The sequence below is a fragment of the Lentimicrobium sp. S6 genome, assembly GCF_013166635.1.
GTDB lineage: Bacteria > Bacteroidota > Bacteroidia > Bacteroidales > UBA12170 > UBA12170.
This window is the reverse complement of record NZ_JABKBZ010000055.1, coordinates 1-18,857: the sequence shown is the minus strand read 5'-3', so window position 1 is coordinate 18,857 and position 18,857 is coordinate 1. Positions and strand designations below refer to the sequence as shown.

General features: G+C 35.1%; 15 protein-coding genes. 5 read left to right on the top strand and 10 right to left on the bottom strand.

Annotated features, from left to right (window positions below):
- The first annotated feature begins 74 nt into the window (after positions 1 to 74).
- Positions 75 to 3,050: a PEP/pyruvate-binding domain-containing protein gene (locus HNS40_RS16040; RefSeq protein WP_172282666.1), complete on the top strand. Its 2,976-nt coding sequence runs from the start codon at positions 75 to 77 to the stop codon at positions 3,048 to 3,050.
- Positions 3,051 to 3,420: 370 nt separating this feature from the next.
- Here HNS40_RS16040 and HNS40_RS16035 read toward each other — a convergent pair whose 3' ends face one another.
- From HNS40_RS16035 to HNS40_RS16015, 5 genes are all read right to left on the bottom strand, one after another.
- Positions 3,421 to 4,536: an MBL fold metallo-hydrolase gene (locus HNS40_RS16035; RefSeq protein WP_216663722.1), complete on the bottom strand. Its 1,116-nt coding sequence runs from the start codon at positions 4,534 to 4,536 to the stop codon at positions 3,421 to 3,423.
- A 1-nt stretch (position 4,537) separates the two neighbouring features.
- Entirely contained in the window at positions 4,538 to 5,443 is a 906-nt protein-coding gene (locus tag HNS40_RS16030) for an oxidoreductase (RefSeq protein WP_172282664.1), read from the bottom strand.
- Between the two features lie 11 nt (positions 5,444 to 5,454).
- Positions 5,455 to 6,513, bottom strand: coding sequence for an NAD-dependent epimerase/dehydratase family protein (locus HNS40_RS16025; RefSeq protein ID WP_172282662.1), 1,059 nt, complete (start codon positions 6,511 to 6,513; stop codon positions 5,455 to 5,457).
- 98 nt (positions 6,514 to 6,611) lie between these two features.
- Positions 6,612 to 7,442 carry an AraC family transcriptional regulator gene (locus HNS40_RS16020; RefSeq protein WP_172282660.1) on the bottom strand — a complete coding sequence of 277 codons (831 nt, stop codon included), beginning with the start codon at positions 7,440 to 7,442 and terminating at the stop codon, positions 6,612 to 6,614.
- An 829-nt stretch (positions 7,443 to 8,271) separates the two neighbouring features.
- A complete protein-coding gene (locus tag HNS40_RS16015) occupies positions 8,272 to 9,915 on the bottom strand; it encodes a sodium/sugar symporter (RefSeq protein WP_172282658.1) in 1,644 nt (547 codons plus the stop codon).
- Positions 9,916 to 10,248: 333 nt separating this feature from the next.
- Between HNS40_RS16015 and HNS40_RS16010 the strand changes: the two genes are divergently transcribed.
- Positions 10,249 to 11,199 (top strand): NAD-dependent epimerase/dehydratase family protein, encoded by a 951-nt coding sequence (locus HNS40_RS16010; RefSeq protein ID WP_172282656.1) that lies wholly within the window; start codon positions 10,249 to 10,251, stop codon positions 11,197 to 11,199.
- 271 nt (positions 11,200 to 11,470) lie between these two features.
- On the opposite strand, the gene HNS40_RS23235 is transcribed toward HNS40_RS16010, so the two are convergent.
- The 4 genes from HNS40_RS23235 to HNS40_RS16000 form a co-directional block, all read right to left on the bottom strand.
- Positions 11,471 to 11,671, bottom strand: a complete 201-nt coding sequence (locus tag HNS40_RS23235; RefSeq protein ID WP_253916398.1) for an OST-HTH/LOTUS domain-containing protein — start codon at positions 11,669 to 11,671, stop codon at positions 11,471 to 11,473.
- A 239-nt stretch (positions 11,672 to 11,910) separates the two neighbouring features.
- Positions 11,911 to 12,045, bottom strand: coding sequence for an NYN domain-containing protein (locus tag HNS40_RS23230; protein WP_371742952.1), 135 nt, complete (start codon positions 12,043 to 12,045; stop codon positions 11,911 to 11,913).
- A 33-nt stretch (positions 12,046 to 12,078) separates the two neighbouring features.
- Complete coding sequence (locus HNS40_RS23225) at positions 12,079 to 12,237, bottom strand: NYN domain-containing protein (RefSeq protein ID WP_253916396.1); 159 nt, start codon at positions 12,235 to 12,237, stop codon at positions 12,079 to 12,081.
- 45 nt (positions 12,238 to 12,282) lie between these two features.
- On the bottom strand, positions 12,283 to 13,506 hold the full coding sequence (locus HNS40_RS16000) for a PAS domain-containing sensor histidine kinase (RefSeq protein ID WP_172282654.1): 1,224 nt from the start codon (positions 13,504 to 13,506) through the stop codon (positions 12,283 to 12,285).
- 618 nt (positions 13,507 to 14,124) lie between these two features.
- On the opposite strand from HNS40_RS16000, the gene HNS40_RS15995 reads away from it, so the two are divergent.
- The 3 genes from HNS40_RS15995 (at position 14,125) to HNS40_RS15985 (ending at position 17,920) form a co-directional block, all read left to right on the top strand.
- Complete coding sequence (locus tag HNS40_RS15995) at positions 14,125 to 15,213, top strand: cache domain-containing protein (protein WP_172282652.1); 1,089 nt, start codon at positions 14,125 to 14,127, stop codon at positions 15,211 to 15,213.
- Positions 15,213 to 16,619: a DUF294 nucleotidyltransferase-like domain-containing protein gene (locus HNS40_RS15990; RefSeq protein WP_172282650.1), complete on the top strand. Its 1,407-nt coding sequence runs from the start codon at positions 15,213 to 15,215 to the stop codon at positions 16,617 to 16,619. Before HNS40_RS15995 ends, HNS40_RS15990 begins: the two co-directional genes overlap by 1 nt.
- Before the next feature lie 548 nt (positions 16,620 to 17,167).
- Positions 17,168 to 17,920: a cyanophycinase gene (locus tag HNS40_RS15985; protein ID WP_371742951.1), complete on the top strand. Its 753-nt coding sequence runs from the start codon at positions 17,168 to 17,170 to the stop codon at positions 17,918 to 17,920.
- 43 nt (positions 17,921 to 17,963) lie between these two features.
- Here HNS40_RS15985 and HNS40_RS15980 read toward each other — a convergent pair whose 3' ends face one another.
- Positions 17,964 to 18,737, bottom strand: coding sequence for a T9SS type A sorting domain-containing protein (locus tag HNS40_RS15980; RefSeq protein WP_172282649.1), 774 nt, complete (start codon positions 18,735 to 18,737; stop codon positions 17,964 to 17,966).
- Between the last annotated feature and the right edge of the window lie 120 nt (positions 18,738 to 18,857).

The window sequence follows — 18,857 nt, the reverse complement described above, 5'->3', positions numbered from 1 at the left end:
TGAATCCTCTAGATCTTCTAAATTCCCCACCAAAACTAAAAATATCCTTACTTTTGAGCTTCAAAAAACAGAAAATGAGCGAATCCAATATATTTCCCGAAACACCTATACAGCAAAGCTTTACCGATACCATGTTTAGCAATTTAATGCGCAATAGAATCTATCAAGTTCTATTGATTACTAGTGCATACGATGCTTTTATGCTAGAAGACGATGGAAGGATAGACGAGAAGATATTTATGGAATATGTTTCTCTGAACCTCCGCTATCCTCCTCAATTCATTATCGTGAATTCGGAAGAGGAGGCCATGCAGGTATTACATAGCGAAAATATTGATTTGATTATCAATATGCTTTCCATTGAGAATGAGTCGTCTACAGAATTTGCTCACATCATTAAAGAGGAATATCCTGAAAAACCAATTGTGGCACTAACTCCGTTTAGTCGCGAAATTTCATTACGATTTAAGCAAGAAGGTACAGAGCCCTACGATTATGTATTTGCATGGTTGGGGAATACTGACCTTTTGGTGGCTATTATTAAGTTAATCGAGGATAAAATGAATGCGGATTATGATATTAATGAAGTAGGTGTTCAAGCCATAATCTTGGTAGAGGATTCTATTCGTTTTTATTCTTCCTATCTTCCCAATATCTATAAAATCATTATGCGCCAGTCCATGAAGTTTATGCAAGAAGGGCTGAACGACCACCAGAAAATGATGCGAATGAGGGGAAGAGCAAAGATTTTACTGGCGACTACTTATGAAGAAGCCATTGGACTTTACGAAAAATATAAAGGCAACCTACATGGGGTTATCAGCGATATGTCCTATAACCAAAATGGGGTCATGAATAAATATGCTGGATTGTCACTGGCACGTCGCATCAAAGAGGATAATAAATATTTACCATTTCTCATTCAATCCTCCGATTATAAAAACAGCCTTTTTGCAAAGGAAATTAGAGTGGGTTTCATACATAAAAACTCAAAAAATTTAAATCGAGAATTACGAAATTTTATTGTCAATTATTTTGCTTTTGGGGATTTCATATTTTTAGATAGACACACTAAGCATGAAGTGGATAGAGCCACCGATTTGAAATCTTTGCAGAAAAAAATCTTCAAAATACCTGATGAAATTCTTAGCTATCACCTTAAAAGAAACCATATTAGTAAGTGGCTGAATAGCCGTGCCATTTTCCCCTTAGCCTCTGTTCTTAAACAATTTACACCCGATGATTTTAATAATTTGGATGCTTTACGAAAGTTTATCTTTGACAGTATTGCAGCCTATCGCATAAATAAGGGTAGAGGAGTAATTGCACAATTTAATCGTGATAATTTTGATGAATACCTCACCTTCATCAGAATTGGCTCTGGTTCTTTAGGTGGAAAAGCACGTGGATTGGCCTTTTTAGATAGTTTGGTAAATAGAAATAACCTGACATTTAAATATCCCGGTGTGGTTATTCGCATTCCTAAAACATTAGTTCTCACCACTGAGATATTCGATGAGTTTATGGAGGATAATGACCTTTATAAAATTGCTTTATCAGATATTCCAGATAAAGAAATTTTAGAACGTTTCTTAGCCGCAACCATGCCAGAACGTATACAGAAAGACCTTTCCGCCTTTATTGAAGTAGTTAAGAACCCGCTTGCAGTTCGGTCGAGCAGCCTGCTTGAAGACTCACACTATCAACCTTTTGCAGGCATATATTCCACTTATATGGTTCCTTGCAATAATATTAATAATGAGGAAAAAATTACAGCCTTATGCAATTCCATAAAAGCAGTATATGCTTCAGTTTTTTATAAAGCCTCTAAGGCCTATATGAATGCCATTAGCCAAGTAATAGATGAAGAAAAAATGGCCATTGTTATTCAAGAAATGGTAGGTCGTAAACATGAAAACTATTTTTATCCCCATATTTCTGGAGTGGGAAGAAGCATTAATTTCTACCCTATCGATCCTGAATTGCCAGAAGAAGGTATTATAAATCTTGCCCTAGGCCTAGGAAAGCATATTGTTGATGGTGGTCAGAATTTAAGAGTATCTCCTTTTCATCCGAAAAAGATTTTACAATTATCCTCACCAGAGATGGCCTTGCGTGAAACTCAAAAGCATTTCTTTGCTTTAGACTTAAACCAACCTAATTTTACCCCTCAAACTGATGACTCCCATAACTTGGCCAGACTGAGGTTGAAAAAAGCTGAAGAACACGGAACTTTACAGCAATTAAGCTCCACTTTTGATCTACAGAACAACATGATAAGAGAAGGAAAACATGCAGTGGGAAAAAAGATTATCACCTTTTCAAATGTCTTGAAATATGATACTTTTCCTCTCTCTGCCATTGCTATCGATATGATGAAAACAGGGGAGAGAGAAATGAACAAACCTGTTGAAATTGAATTTGCCGTGGATTTGAATGATGCAAACGGTACACCGGGAACCTTCTTTATTCTACAAATTAGACCCATAGTTGAAAATCAGGAAGGTATTAAGGAGGATTTATCCAAGATTAAGAAAGAAGACACATTAATATATTCTAAATCCTCACTCGGAAATGGTATCATCAAAGATATTCATGATGTGATTTATGTAAAACCAGAGTGTTTTGATCCGGCCAGAAATGAAGAGGTTGCAAATATGGTTGGAGAGCTTAATGATAAAATGATAGCTGAAGACAAAAACTATGTTTTAGTGGGCCCCGGACGATGGGGAAGTAGCGATCCGTGGCTTGGTATTCCAGTAAAATGGCCGCAAATCAGTATGGCAAGACTGATTGTGGAGTCAGGTCTAGAAAATTACAGAATAGAACCCAGTCAAGGAACCCATTTCTTTCAGAATCTAACCTCTTTTAGGGTAGGATATTTTACTTTGAATCCATTTATTGAGGATGGGCATTACCAGCTCGATTTCTTAAATAAACAAACGGCTATTTATGAAAATGAGTTTCTTCGCCATGTGAGATTTAATGATCCATTGGAGATAAAACTCGATGGTAAGCATAATAGTGGCGTGGTCATGTTGCCTAAATAAATGATATTTATACTATTAACCTTCGACAGTAAATTAGCACACATTTTCAGATAATTAGCTCGTATATGCCACAGATTTATGAAGAGCTATCGGGATAACTCGATAAAATTTGAGGAAGTAGATGGGCAAATTATTAAAATCCAATATAGAAAAGACAATAATACATCATCTTATAACTAAAAACCATTTGATATAGCCCGCTATATCTTCATGATTTTCAGACTAAAATCTAATGCATTATTGTCTTTCTGTGTGATTAATTTATAATCGAACAGGTTATTAGAAACTATATTGATAGATATAAGCCCTTTCTATTTATCCATCATGAAGATATTTATATAGTAGGTTAGTAATATTTCTTTCAATAGCTCTACTTCAAATCCACAAACCAATCATTCTCCTGAGGCTCATTGCCCATTTCTACAATTTCACCTAATCTAGGAAGAGAAATATTAGCATTGGTTTTTTGAGCTTCAGCAGCATATCTTTCTACAGGCTCTTTCCAAGGATGCAATGCCAAAGGAAAACCACCCCAATGGATAGGAATACTCACTTTTGCTTGTGCATCTATTCCCGCTTTTATACTTTCCTCAGGGTACATATGTATTTGATGCCACAGCTCATTATACTGTCCACACTCCACAAATGCCCAATCAAAAGGGCCTAGCTTTTCACCAATTACCTTGAAATGTTTATCGTATCCACCATCACCAGTGCAATACAGACTGTGCTCGTCCCACTGAATTACCCAACCACCCCAAAGCGACTTACCACGATCTGTAAGTCCACGACCCGAGAAATGTCTCGAAGGGGTGAATGTGATTTTTAAACCATCCTCAGAAATTTCATCCCACCAATCGAACTCCTTAATTTGTGTATTTGGAATATCCCACTTCTCCAAATGACGCCCAACTCCCAGAGCTACATAATACTTGTTTACTTTCGATTTCAATTTTTTGATGCTGGCATAATCTAAATGGTCATAATGATCGTGAGTCATGAAAATGGCTTCAATGGGAGGCAATTCATCTATAATGGCCAAAACATTCTCTGTAAATCGTTTGGTTTTCATGGGTGCAATAGGAGAAGTATCATCACCTAACATGGGATCCATTAGATAATTTTTTCCATTGATTTGGATGAGTAAAGCGGAATGGCCCAGCCAAACAAATTTTGCCGTTTCAGGATTCTGAGCCCATTTTTCTTTGTCCAAAGGAATCATTTCCAAGTTCTTTTCAGGACTGCGTAAATGCTTATCGGTAAATTGTGCTCTTAATAAACCCGGCATATTCTTAAGCGTAATATCCATGGTGGTTTCTGTTTCATTGATGAATTTTTCACCATCCCACCATTTAGATTGTGCATAAATACTTTTATCAGAAGCCATGACATTGGCACCAAATTGCGGATTCAAATTGATATATAAGCCAATGGCCAAAACTATTGCTAATATGATGATAATAAACCACATAAAAAATTTCTTCATTTTATAAATACTTAATATTGGTGAGTTTCTCCGATACTTCCCATAATTGCTTGGCAATTTGAGTATCATGAGATAAAGGAGTTGATTTAGCAATTCCAGGCTTGCCTTTCATTTCGCTGAATCCTGTAGGACCAATATATTCTCCACCTTTTAAATCTTCTGCTAAAGCTGCAAATTGAGTAGGAAGGGCTGCGTCTTCTGGCCGATGCGACATCAATCTTATAACAGGTAGCAATAGGCTATAAAGCCATTTTGAAACATGTCTTCCTAAATCAGTATCAGAAACGCCAGGATGAGCAGCAATAGATTTCACATGACTTCCTTTTGCCTTCAATCGTCTGTCTAATTCGTAGGAAAACATCAGGCAAGCTAATTTGCTTTGACCGTAGGCTTCAATCTTTGAATAGCTCTTTTCGCTGTTTAAATTTTCGAAATTGATTTTAGCGCTTTTATGGGCTATACTACTCAATGAAATCACTCGTGAACCTTTTGTTTTCTCTAATATAGGGAGTAATAACCCTGTTAAAAGAAAGTGTGCAAAATAGTTCACACCCATCTGACTTTCGAAGCCTTCCTCCGTTTTGGCAAATGGAGGAATCATAATTCCAGCATTATTAATCAGAAGATCTAATTGTTGATGGTTCTTGGTGAATGCGCTTGCAAAATCTCTAACAGATTTCAGGCTGTTTAAATCCAATATCATGATCTCCAAACTAGCCGTTGGGAGAATCTTCATGATGGTTTCTTTGGCTTTTTGTGCTTTTTGAATATTTCGGCAAGCCATAATCACATGCATATGCTTATTGGCTAGAGCTATAGTGGTTTCATAGCCCAAACCTATGTTTGCGCCTGTAACTATGGCTACTTTCCCTTTTTGTGAGGGTATATTTGTTGGGTTAAAGTTCATGATCATCTTTTTTATTTCTTATTGAAAACACCATTGTCAATCATCTGCTGAAAGAAATCTTCCATTGTTTTTTCGATGGGAATATATTTAATGCCCAATGCTTTTTTGCTCTTGCTATTGTCAACCAGCCATTGGTAGCCAAAGTTTCTACTGACCATCTTGCGTTTAATACCCTGAAGAGGACCTACTAACCAAACCAAGAATTTAGGTAATTCTTTTTTCGGTAGCGGATAAGAATCGCCATATTTAGGCCTTAGCATTTCTGCCAATTGTAAAAATGTTTTATGTGTATTGGAAATAATATGACGCCCTTTGGCTTTAGGTAGAAACCCCGCATTGATATGGGCATCTGCCACATTTCTAACATCTACCACTCCAATATCTAATCCTGGAGCACCCATTTTCATGCTACCGTCACCCATTTGTTTAATCAGGTTAAAGCTTTCTGATGTAGAGATTGGATTGATGCCAGGGCCCAAAACTAAAGTTGGGTTGATGACTACTAAATCCCATCGTCCTTGTTCTTCATTCATTTTCCAAGCTTCTTTCTCAGCTAAGGTTTTAGAGTAGCTATAGGCTTGGTGTTTGAGGTTAGAGGTGGTATTCCAGTTTTCTTCGTCTGCAATTCCTCCGGGTAAATCTAAAAGGTCTATGGTATCTCCAATGACGGCAGCACAACTACTGGTCAATACCACTCGTTTCACGCTTTCGGTCTTGTTCACCGAGTCCAATACATTTCTAGTTCCCAATAGCGCAGGATCTATTAAGTCTCTTTGAGGATCTTTTACCGAATTGATAAAAGGAGAAGCAGTATGGTAGACGAGTTCACAATCTTTCATGGCCTCCTCATAAGAAGCATTTTGCAAAAGGTCAGCTTTAAAGTATTTTATCTTACCTGATGTTTTTTCAGCAAGTTGATTAAGATATTTAAGTTTTTCCTTATTATCAGGGTTTCTAACGGCAGCATGTACTGTAATTCCATCTTCTAATAATTTCTTGATGATCCAGCCTGCCACATATCCTGTAGCTCCAGTTACCATGATAGGTTTTGTTTTATCTATAGTTTTCATTTTTTTTCTTTTTTTGTTTTATTGATGCTGCAAATTTATTGAGTAATTATAGTTTTTACTTGTCTAAAAACTTCAAATCAACTTGTCTATTCATGTCATTAAGCTAAAGCTTGAATTCGTGATGGAGGCATACCAAATTGCTTCTTAAAGGCACGGCTAAAATGGGCTAAATCTTCAAAACCGGCTTCTAGATATACTTCAGAAGGCTTTTGTTCTCCTTGAAGTAATCTGTTTCTGGCATAATTCAATCTTTTCTTCATAATCCAACGATGTGGAGTTTCATTAAATACCATTTTAAACTCTCTGTTAAAGGTAGATAAGCTTCGGCCAGTTTGTATAGCTAAGGTTTCTAAGGGTAGATTCTCTAGATAATTATAATTCATGAACTGAACAATATCAGCTCTTTCCGCCATGGAGTATTCTCTAAAGATAGCTGCATATTTAGCATTAGATTTAATGATGGCCAATAGCGCTTCTTTGGTTTTAAGTTTCACTAAATCAGGATCTAAATCATCACCAGTATCTACATAATCTTTAATAGATTTCATTAAACCCGATAATAAGGAATTAGATTCTAGAGGAACAATTCTTTCGGCAATGGGTTCGAGATGATTGGGGATGTGGATATTCCTGATGATTTTTCTGATAAAGTCATTGGTAAGTGCGAAGAAATAGGTTTTGGCTGCGCCTTCTTCTTTTTTATAGGACTTATATACAGTGGCTTCCGTATATTTTCTAACCAATGCATATTCTCCAGCTGAAATAATATAAAACTGTTGGTCTATCCTAATATGCAATTGACCTTGCTCCACAAACACCAAATAGGAGGAGGGTAAGTAGGCAGTGGTCTCTTTTGAAATATCAGTTTCGCATCCCGCAGCAATTTCCAAGTCTCCACAATGAATATATTTAATATCAGAATTTTCCATTTGACAAAACTATTCAAAATTGGCATGTCCTATTTGTCTAAAAATGTCAAACTATCATAAGGGTTTGTTAAAAGTAGTTAGTACTTGGAGTATCTAAAGTACTTAAAGTTTGGCTTAGATTGTAAGTTACATATGTTTCCTTCCAAAAGGGATGAGTGCCTTCGGTCATTGAGCGTAGTCGAAGTGAGAGGATCGCGTCCCTAATATGTTCAGTGTAATTATGTACCAAGTAATGAGTGAACGTACTGTAAGTTTGTGTATTATGCCAATATAATCGCTTTTGAAGTTCTGCTATGCAAAACCTCAGCATGTTTTCCGAGGGCATATAATACTCAAAACTATTTTCATCTTTGACTGATAGCAGTCAAACACAAAGGCCAGTTTAGGATTGAATCTTTTTTGTTAATTCTTATTGATGTATACACTCGGATTGCAACCTTAAATCCGCATGTAACAACAATGAGCTGTTAATATCTCCTTTTTCACAATTATAGCACAGGTATTGTTCATACAGCAGTTTAATTATTAGGATATTTTATTCAGTTTGTTTGATACAACCTAAATGAACACTGTTCTTGTAGCATTATTTTTAGGAAAAGACACAAGTCTTCCATCTCATTTTGAAACAAGGAGTGATTATCTTCATAAATTTCATCTAATCCTCATTCTAAATCGCCATATAGCCTAAGTACATCATACCTACCAGTTCTGATCCACTTTGCAGGTATTGACAAGGCTTGGTTTTTGTAAAAATCAAGGAGTTGACTTTTGTCAATGACTGTTTTCAGAAAAAGCATAAGGTGTTATCGGAGTTTTCTTGCAGAGACTACTACCAAAACAAAACATAAAGCACCACCAACATAATTAGAATGGCATAGGCAGCTATATTGAAAATGCTGTCAGTTTTGAATATTTTATTGGTGAATTTGATGGCTTTAGGATCGTCGTCATAAGGATTAGTAGTTAAACTTACTCCAACAATAATAACTAAGGTCATGAGGAAAGTATAGAACATTTGATCCATCCACGGTAATTCCAGTGAGGGTGTTTTTAGCATTAATGCAATTGGAATAGATACTAAAATACCAACAATTGCTCCTTTATTATTTGTCTTTTTATAGAAAAGGCCTAAAAGAAAAACTGCTAATACTCCAGGACTCACTAAACCCGTATACTCTTGGATATATTGGAAGGCTTGATCGATGTTTCCAAGTAGAGGAGCAACAAAAATAGCAATAACTAAAGCTATGGCACCACTTATTCTTCCCACTTGTACATCATGATCTTTACCATCTTTCTTGGCTAAATAAGGTCTGTAGATATCCATGGTGAAAATAGTAGAAGTAGAGTTCACCATAGACGCTAAAGAAGAAACAATGGCTGCTGCTAATGCTGCTACCACTAAACCTTTGATTCCGGTTGGAATAAAGCTGGCTATTAACCAAGGATAGGATTTGTCGTAATTTACTCCTCCTCCAGCTTTGCTAAATGCATCTTGAACACCATCAACAATTGCAGTTCCTTCGGGTTGGTAAAACATCACATAAGCTATGATACCAGGAATAACTACGATTAAAGGAATGATCATTTTTAAAAATGCAGCGAAGATGATACCTCGTTGAGATTCTTTTAAGCTTTTTGCAGCTAAAGTTCTTTGAATGATATATTGGTTGAAACCCCAATAATAAAGATTAGCCACCCATAGTCCACCTACCAAAACTCCAATACCAGGAAGGTTCATGAATTCCGGGTTTTCCTTTTTCAATATCATATGAAATTTATCGCCTGCCGTGTCGTAAATATGATTTAATCCATTGACGATTCCTCCCTGGGGAGTCACATAATCCAGAGCAATCATAGAAGTGATTAGTCCTCCAGCTACAAGCAAGGTTACTTGAATAACATCGGTCCAGGCAACAGCTGCCAAGCCCCCATATAGGGAATAAGCAGCAGCAAAAAGGGCCAATCCAATAATGGCTGGCATAATTAAGGAGCCATCTCCTGAGCCCATAATGGTATCTAATGCCTTTCCTCCGAGGAATAGCACAGAGGTTAGGTTCACAAAAATGAATAAGGCAATCCAGAAAACCGCCAATATGGTTTTAAGCTGAGTAGAAAACCTTTTTTCTATAAACTCGGGAATGGTATACAATCCTTTTTCAATAAATATGGGAAGGAAATATTTACCTACTATGATTAATGTTAAAGCTGCCATCCATTCATAAGAGGCAATAGCCAAACCAACAGCCATACCGGAACCCGACATACCTATCATTTGTTCCGCAGAAATATTAGCCGCAATAAGAGAGGCTCCAATGGCCCACCAAGGCAATGATTTGCTAGCTAAAAAATAATCCTCGGCTGTTTTTTTAACTCCTTTCTTTCCTCTAGACACCCAAATCCCAACTCCAAGAATGAGGATGGCATATAGGGCAAATATGGAATAATCAAGTAATGTAAAGTTGGGGTTCATCGTGTTTTAGTTTTTATTAAATAGGTTAGTCAGATATGTATTTGCTTGTTAAAATCAATTTATGTATTTGATATACTTTACTTTATCATGTATTTCGACTTCCACATTTAAAAAGGAAATATCAATAAAGAGCACAAATATAGTGATTTAACTATATTATTTAAAAACGAAATTGCTTAAAACTAGAACGATATCACTATCGGATTCATTTATAATTGGATGATAAAATGGTGTCTTAAACAATAGAGTCGATCAGAGTTTTACCCAATTCCATCAAGGACATCAAACACGATAGTGATTTTAATAAATTTGCAGCAAATAAAAGCAAAGGAAATGGAAAATATATTGGTTATTGGAGCTGCTGGACAGATTGGTTCTGAACTCGTTATTGCATTGAGAAAGAAATTCGGTAGTGAAAATGTATTTGCTACAGATATCAAAGAGCCACCAACAGATGTTTTAGAGGGCGGTCCTTTTCAAATTATGGATGTAATGGACAGTAATCGTTTGATTCATTTTGTTATTCGTCATAAGATTACTCAGATTTATCATTTGGCTGCTGTATTATCTGGAAATGCAGAAAAGATTCCATTACAAGCTTGGGATATCAACATGAGATCTTTGATGAATATTTTAGAATTAGCTAAAGAAGTACCTGAGGTAAAGAGAGTATTCTGGCCTAGCTCTATTGCTATTTTCGGCCCCTCTACTCCTCGTCAAAACACACCTCAATATACCATCACAGAACCCAACACCGTTTATGGAATTAGTAAGTTAGCTGGTGAGAGATGGGTGGAATATTACCACCAAAAATATGGTTTAGATATCAGAAGTATCCGTTACCCTGGTCTAATTTCTTATAAAACAGAAGCAGGAGGAGGCACTACTGATTATGCAGTAGAAATTTTCTACGAAGCCATTCGTGAAGGGAAATATGAGTCTTTCTTATCTGAAGATACCAGTCTACCCATGATGTTTATGGATGATGCCATTCAGGCTACTATCGATTTAATGGATGCTGATATTGAAGACCTTTCTATCCATTCTAGTTATAATGTGGCAGGAATGAGCTTTAACCCTAAACAATTGGCAGAAGAAATCAAGGAACACATTCCAGAGTTCAAGATTTCATACAAACCTGATTTTCGTCAAGCCATTGCCGATAGCTGGCCAGCATGTATCGACGACAGTGTGGCTAAAAAAGATTGGGGATTAAATTATAAGTACGATATCAAATGCCTAACTAAGGTGATGTTAGATGGAATAAAGGAAAAACTTTCCTAGAAAGTTCTATCATATAGATAAATAAAAAGCCTGAAAACGAGAGTCGTTTTCAGGCTTTCTTCATATAAACTGAAACCTTAATTCTAACAAGTATTAATAGAGTGAATTAATCATTACAAAATCATACCCATTGTATCATGAAATAAGCTCAAAAAACATTTCATTATCTGTATTAGTGAGTTTTTCGAGGCAAATGGTAGCCTGTATTGAAATGGCGGTAGAACCAAGTTCTAGCACATTATGCGCCTTTGCTAAAAATAACAGGTGAAACTTATTTTTTAATTCTTACATAAACATGCTTTATTGATTTATGGTCCACATCTCTTTCTTCTATTTCAAACACAGAATCCAAAGATTTAATCATAGGAGTTAGTTTTACAAAACCATAATTTCTAGGATCAAAATCAGATTTCTTTTTATTCAATAAACCACCTACTCTTGCCAAAAAAGCCAAATCTGTATCAACAGCCAAATCATCGATAGTTGTTTTAATTAAATTAATAAGCCTTTTATCTATTTTATCGAATTCAACTACAGATTTTGCTGATGATTTCGACTTTGAACTAGAGAATCCAGATTCTTGATTCGCTTTTTAGATTTAGAGATAATTTCTATATAAATAAACTTGTCACATGCTACGATAAAGGGATAAGGAGTCTTTTTTTCTCCAATACCAATGGCCAGTTTACTAGACTCTCTAAGGCGTGTTGGCTATCTTGTAAAGTCACTGTCGCTTGAAACAATACAGAAGCCATCTATCTTTTCACGGTGAAGAATATCCATAGCATCAATAATCATTGCAGAATCAGTTGCATTTTTACCCGATGTATAACTGTATTGTTGAATTGGAGTGATTGCATGCTCTAATAACGCGGGTTTTTACCCTGATACCGTTGGTTTTATCCAGTCAACATAAATTCTCTTTATTGAAGGAATACCAAACTTTGTAATTTCATCAAGCATACCTTTAATATTACTATATGGAATATTATCAGCATCTATTAAAACAGCTAGATTCAAATCTGTATTATCTCTCATAACTTTTAATATTCTAATAATAAAATCTTTCTATCAATTTCCCTATCAATAAACAGCTAAAGGTAAACTAAATTTAAAAACACTCCCTTTACCCAATTCACTTTCAGCCCAAATTTTCCCATGATGATTTTCTGCAAATTCTTTACAGAGAACTAATCCAAGTCCCGTTCCTTTCTCGTTTTTTGTCCCTAGCGTTGAATGGCTTTCGTCGGTTTTAAATAGTTTATCTATCACTTCTTTAGGTATTCCAACACCATTATCTCTTACTGAGATAAGCAGCATATTTTCTACTAATTCAGTTGAGATAACAATTTTCCCACCAGAATGTGTAAACTTAATAGCATTCGAAATCAAGTTCCTTAATACAGTAGCTATCATTGCTTTATCTACAGATACTATGAGGTTATCAGGCAAATCCTTATCAATTATAATGTTTTTTTGTCGAGCAATATCTTCAAATAAGACTAAGACTTCCTCAAACAAATCGCTTATTACTATGTTTATTGGATTAAATTTAATTCCGCCAGTTTGTGATTGTGCCCAATACATTAAGTTCATCAGTAGGTCAACGGCTCGTGACGCAGATTTAAGAATAATATTTGCATACTCTTCAACTTTGTCTAGATTCTTTGCTTCTACTTCTTCAATAATCATTTCACAAAAACCTAAAATTGAATTGAAAGGGCTTCGTAAGTCATGAGCTATTATTGAAAAGAACTTATCTTTTTCAGCATTTGATTTTATGAGTTGCTTATTCTTAATTTTTATCTCTTCACCTGCCAAACGTAATTCAGTAATATCTGTTGTTATACCAATCATGCCAATAATCTCACCTATATAATCCAATAAGGGAACTTTGGTTACAATCTGATTAATAGGCTCACCATTTGGGTTGTAACCCGATTCCTCTTTATTGAGTATGGATTCGCCAAATTGTATGACTTTTTTATCGTCTGCAAAATATTCTTCTGATAGTTCCAAAGGAGTTACCTCAAAATCAGTTTTCCCTATAATGTCTATTCGAGGATCTAATCCTAGGCTTTTTAAATGAGCACACATACGGGATAAATGTGCTTTGTTTGCTAAAGTTTTACGGAACTCTTTGTCTTTTACAAAAACAGAAGAAGGCAGATTGTTGATGATGGTGTGGAGTAGTATCTTATCTTTTTGCTTTTGGGTTTCAGAAGATTTTTTCAAAGAATTGTATTCTTTACGTAATTCAGCTAATTCTGAGACAAGCTGTTCTTTAGTTTTTTCTTGGTCTTTCATTTCCGTGTTCCCTATCTGGTCATCTATTTATGCATTCTATTATTTAGAAATCATCACACTGAAGATAATTAGAGCTTCATTATTTGGGTATTAGAGGTACTAATTTATAGTTACTTGCAAACCATTAAATTATTATAAGAGTTTATTATTTCATCCAAAGATATAAAAAAAGCACTTAAATATGAAGCACCATTTGTAAATGAATGGCTTATACATATAATTATGATTCCACTAAAAGCCAAAATGTAGTTTTTATCGGTATCATAATTTTTAACCTTAATCTGAAAGCAATTCCGATTGTGAAAGTAAAACTTATAATTATCAACTCTTTCCTTGAATAAGTATTCCATAAAACATTAAACCACTACCAATTACACCCAAGGCACACCTGATTGTCTCGAAATTTGGATTAAGGACTTTACTTATGAATAAAATAGAAGATCCTCACACAAAATCTTTTTAAACAAACTCTTTTTTCTAGTATTCATTGCCATTTACTTTTTAAAACGTAAATTGCATTAAAAATAGTCAAGCTAGCTAATGATAAACTGTTAAAGCTAACAGCCATAACTATCAGACTATTCTTATTCATAGTAAACATCCTTAATAGTCCATATTTTGAAAAACAACCGGAGCTTCTATTTAGGCGTAGCATTACCCTCAGCATTGGCAATAGTTTTATTTATTGCTTCCATACATATTTTCTTTATTCCATTTTTTGAGAAAGCAATTATGGATGACAAAAAAGAAATGATTGCAGAACTAACTAATACAGCATGGAGCTTAATTAATGAATATGAGACTGAATATAAGAACAAAAGTTTAAGCCTAGCGGAGGCTAAGCAGTCAGCTAAAGATAGAGTCGCTCAAATTAGATATGGCTCTGATCAAAAGGATTATTTCTGGATTATCGATGAAGAACCAATAATGATCATGCATCCATACAGGCCTGAGCTCATTGGCTCTGAATTAAAGGATTATTACGATTCAAATGGTCATAAACTCTTTGTGGAAGCTGCCAATGTGGTAAAGAAGCAAGAGGAGGGCTTTATAGATTATATGTGGCAATGGAATGACGATTCCACCAAAGTTGTACCCAAATTATCCTGTGTGAAATCCTTTCAACCTTGGGGTTGGATAGTGGGAACGGGAATCTATCTTGAAGATGTGGAAGAAGAGCTTAATGAGTTGAGAGATTCGCTACTAATCATTTCATTATTCATTGCTTTCATTATCGCTATGATTCTGTTTTACGTGGTTCGACAAAGCTTAAGTATAGAAATGAAACGTCAAAAACTGACTGAAGAACTACACGAATCGAGACAAAAATATAAAACATTAGTGGAGGCTTCCAACGAAGGAACACTCATGTTTTTGAATGAATCCATCATATTTTCAAATGCTAAGTTTAGAGCCATTTGTGGTTTTGATGAAAAGGAAGTGAGTCGAAAAAAATTAGACGAGCTTTTTACCACCAATTGGGATAACATACATGCTAACTTCCTCAACAATACAAAGTCTTTTTCATTCGAATCTTCACTAATATGTTCAGGAAATAGCTTTAAAGAAGTAGTTTTATCTATTTCAAAAGTAGAATACGCAAAAACCTATGGCTATATCATAACTAGCAAAGAAGTATCAAAAAAAGAATTGGTAGAGCGTGAACACGATAAATTCTCTGGAGAGGTAAAACATCGCTCTTGTTAATGAAACAGGCCATAAAACCTCTCATTCAATCCATTGCATCCTGCACTGCTGATACCACAATTCAAATGGCAGCCAACAAAATGGGACGTTTGAATAAAAATTTTCTCCTTATAAAGCAGAACCATAATATATTGGGTATTGTAAGTAGTCAAGATATTTCCATAAAATCTGTGGCTAAAGGTTGTGAGCTTAATAAGCCCATTACTAGTATAATGACGGCTCCTTTGACTACTATCTCCGAAACGGCAAGTTTACATGAAGCGCTATTGATGTTTACTTCCCAAAAGGTTTCCCACTTGGTTACTACTGATATAGAGAATGCCATCTCAGGAGTTATTTCCTACGATAGAATAATCTCTATTCAACACAATACATTGTCATACTTACTCTTTGAAATAGAAAATACAAATACAGTTGATGAATTGCGAAAAATTCATAATAAAGTACCTACACTTATTCAGGCACTTGCAGAAAGTAATGACCATATCTATGATACCGTTGCTTTTGCTTCTTCTATTTCTGATAGAATCACACAGAAGCTAATAGATTTCGCCATTGAAACTTATGGCCCTGCTCCTTGTAAATTTGTTTTTATAGCCGTGGGAAGTGAAGGTAGAAAAGAACAAACCCTCCTCACCGATCAGGACAATGGATTGATTTATGAGGATGGCAACGACAATGAAAAAACACAAGAATATTTTCTAGAATTAGCCAATTATATTTCTGATTCCTTGAACGATATAGGATATCATTATTGTAACGGAGGTATAATGGCTTGTAATCCAAAATGGTGTCAACCCCTCTCAAAATGGAAAGAATATTTCTCATCTTGGGTTTTGAGCACCGAAACCGAAAGTCTGATTGAAGCCAGTACATTTTTAGATTTTAGAGCTATACAAGGTCATAGCCAACTTAGTAATGATTTGAAACAATATGTGCTATCACTTGCTAAGTCTAATAACGATTTCTTGGTCAAGCTAGCAGATATGACAGCTAATTTCAAATCCCCCCTCAATGCATTTGGGAACCTGGTGGGCAATGATCTTACTTCTAAAGTCAAAACCATAGACTTAAAAACCATATTAACACCAATTATAAAATACGCTAGAATAAATGCGCTTAAGCAAGGTATAGAGCATACAAATACTACTGAGAGAATTAAAGCTTTAAACCAAGCAGGTAAAATATCAAAGAACTTTTACAAGGACATAGATTTGGCCTATAACTATATGATGAAGCTAAGGCTTAAAAACCAGTCTAGATTAATCCAAGATGGAAAGGCTCCTCTAAATACCATTGAAATATCTGAGCTTTCAGTTATCGAAAAGAGTTTCTTGAAGAGTGTTTTTAGTTTGATTAATAATATTTCTAGTAGTATTACTAGTGAAGTTAAGAATGTGGAATAGGAGGATCTGTAGGTTTAATGAATTGATGAAAAAGCTAGTTTAGCTTTTGAGAAGAATACTCAAGGTACAGGGCAAACGCATACTTTGTTAAAAAGCTATATTTAGAAGAAAATAGTTTAATCTATAGGTATAATGCTAGCGCGGAAATGTTTTCCGTGCGAAAATATTAACATTAAGGAATGTATTTAAATCACACCAAATCCGCGTTAGCTTTGTTAAGAATAATTAGAAAAATAAAAGTACGCGTTTGCCCTGACTCAAGGTACGTTTTATATGCCTATTTGGAGGGATATGCATATATTACATGCAAATAATATTAAAACTAAAACAAAGAATCTAATTAAAGACCTGAGCTTATTTTAAATTATGCATCTTCTTAACACTAGCTAAGAATCATGGTTACCTAAGAGTATTATATAAACTTCAGCAAACATTAACAAAAAACGACAAGAATAATTGCATTTATAGTTTTAGTCCTGGTCTTTTCAAATCTACAAAGTCAAAATTCACATGAAAATATTGGTCCTAAAAATGGAACCCTAGTAATTGTGGGAGGCGCTATGAGAAGCGATTCCATAATTAATCGCTTTATTGAGTTAGCTGGCGGTATAGATGCGCATATTGTTTTTATTCCAACAGCAAGTGGGATGAAAAGTTATGATGAAAACTATGGATTTGCGGGAACTCTAAGAAACAGAGGCGCTAACAATATTACAGTTCTTCATACAAACGACAAAGCAATTGCAAATTCTGATTCCTTTGTTGAGCCACTACGTAAAGCAAAAGCGGTTTGGTTTGGAGGCGGCAGGCAATGGAGACTCGTTGATTCTTATAAAAACACCTTGACTGAAAAACTAATAGTTGAGGTATTAGAAAGAGGTGGAGTTGTTGGTGGGTCTTCAGCTGGAGCAACAATACAAGGGAGCTATTTAGTTAGAGGAGATACAAAAAACAATCAGATTATGATGGGAGACCATCAGGAAGGGTTTGGCTTATTGAAGGATGTAGCCATTGATCAACATGTTTTGGCACGAAATCGACAATTTGATATGTTTGAAATTTTAAAGAAACATCCTGAACTATTGGGAATTGGCATTGATGAAAATACAGCTATTATTGTTCAAGGAAATACTTTTGAAGTAATAGGTGAAAATTACGTTCTCGTTTATGATGGTGGGTTTTGGTCTCGGGAAGGTAGTGGCTTAAAAAATCTACCTGAAAAATCTAAGCTCTTTTATTTTTTGCGTAATGGGGATAAATATGACCTTTCTGAAAGAAAGATCAAACTAAATAACAAATAGCATGTATTATACCCCTATTGGCCAGAATTAATGTCGAATTGAATTAATGCGACAGAACCAAAACTTTTTTACTTATTAGAGTATTTTCAGTGTGGAGAACAACCACGACATAAGTTGAATTACACGAAAGATTTAAATTGATTAATCTACTATTGGAAGATTCACCTGAATAAATTAATTGACCTAAGAGATTGAATACTTCAACTTTATTTAATTTCCCCAAACCTTCTGCAATTTCCAGGTTCAATTGCCCATTACTATACCAAACTCGGGCAAGTTCTCCATTAAAAAGCGCTGGTGTTTCATGATAAAAATGAATATTGAATCGGTGGGGATCATCACTTTTGTTGGCAGAAAAGCTGTATTCTATGCCTTTGGAAAGAGGTAGCCAATAATCAGCTATTCTGTCTTCGAGCCAAATATTTGTATCTGCAAAACTCTCCAGAAAATTAAAACTTAATGAAAAGGATGCTGATGATGGTGCTTCAAAATAAAGAGGAACTGTAAATGGGCCAGAGAGCGGTTCAAAAGACTGAATGGATAATTTTTTGTTTTCATGCATTGTATACAATTGCGGCTGATCTGCTTCTCCCGATAATCTTATTGCATCAATCCCTCGGTCCCAATTATTGGTAGACAACTCATTGAAACTTATCCATGTTTTGTCTTTTTTATTTCCACTGCAAATTGATATTTGTAGATAGCTGCTTTCCTGAATCGTTTCTTGATGTTTGGAGTTTTTATAAAACGCCTGACTATTGTGTACTCTAGCATCCTGAGGAATTGTTATTGAAGCGTTGGAGGAATTTGGGGTCACATTAAAAACTATGGGGAATCCTTATCTTAGCTGACAAAAATTAAGTTTTGGAATTAACAATATTACAAGAGTTTTTACCCGCATTTATCTTAGATTATTTTGAGGTAAAAGAGTTTTACA

Excerpts from the sequence above, each read along its gene's own strand:
- HNS40_RS16010 (WP_172282656.1), top strand. The coding sequence starts at position 10,249 with ATGGAAAATATATTGGTTATTGGAGCTGCTGGACAGATTGGTTCTGAA.
- HNS40_RS15990 (WP_172282650.1), top strand. The coding sequence starts at position 15,213 with ATGAAACAGGCCATAAAACCTCTCATTCAATCCATTGCATCCTGCACT.
- HNS40_RS16000 (WP_172282654.1), bottom strand. The coding sequence starts at position 13,506 with ATGAAAGACCAAGAAAAAACTAAAGAACAGCTTGTCTCAGAATTAGCT.
- HNS40_RS16020 (WP_172282660.1), bottom strand. The coding sequence starts at position 7,442 with ATGGAAAATTCTGATATTAAATATATTCATTGTGGAGACTTGGAAATT.
- HNS40_RS16015 (WP_172282658.1), bottom strand. The coding sequence starts at position 9,915 with ATGAACCCCAACTTTACATTACTTGATTATTCCATATTTGCCCTATAT.
- HNS40_RS16025 (WP_172282662.1), bottom strand. The coding sequence starts at position 6,513 with ATGAAAACTATAGATAAAACAAAACCTATCATGGTAACTGGAGCTACA.
- HNS40_RS23225 (WP_253916396.1), bottom strand. The coding sequence starts at position 12,237 with ATGAGAGATAATACAGATTTGAATCTAGCTGTTTTAATAGATGCTGAT.
- HNS40_RS16030 (WP_172282664.1), bottom strand. The coding sequence starts at position 5,443 with ATGAACTTTAACCCAACAAATATACCCTCACAAAAAGGGAAAGTAGCC.
- HNS40_RS16035 (WP_216663722.1), bottom strand. The coding sequence starts at position 4,536 with ATGAAGAAATTTTTTATGTGGTTTATTATCATCATATTAGCAATAGTT.
- HNS40_RS16040 (WP_172282666.1), top strand. The coding sequence starts at position 75 with ATGAGCGAATCCAATATATTTCCCGAAACACCTATACAGCAAAGCTTT.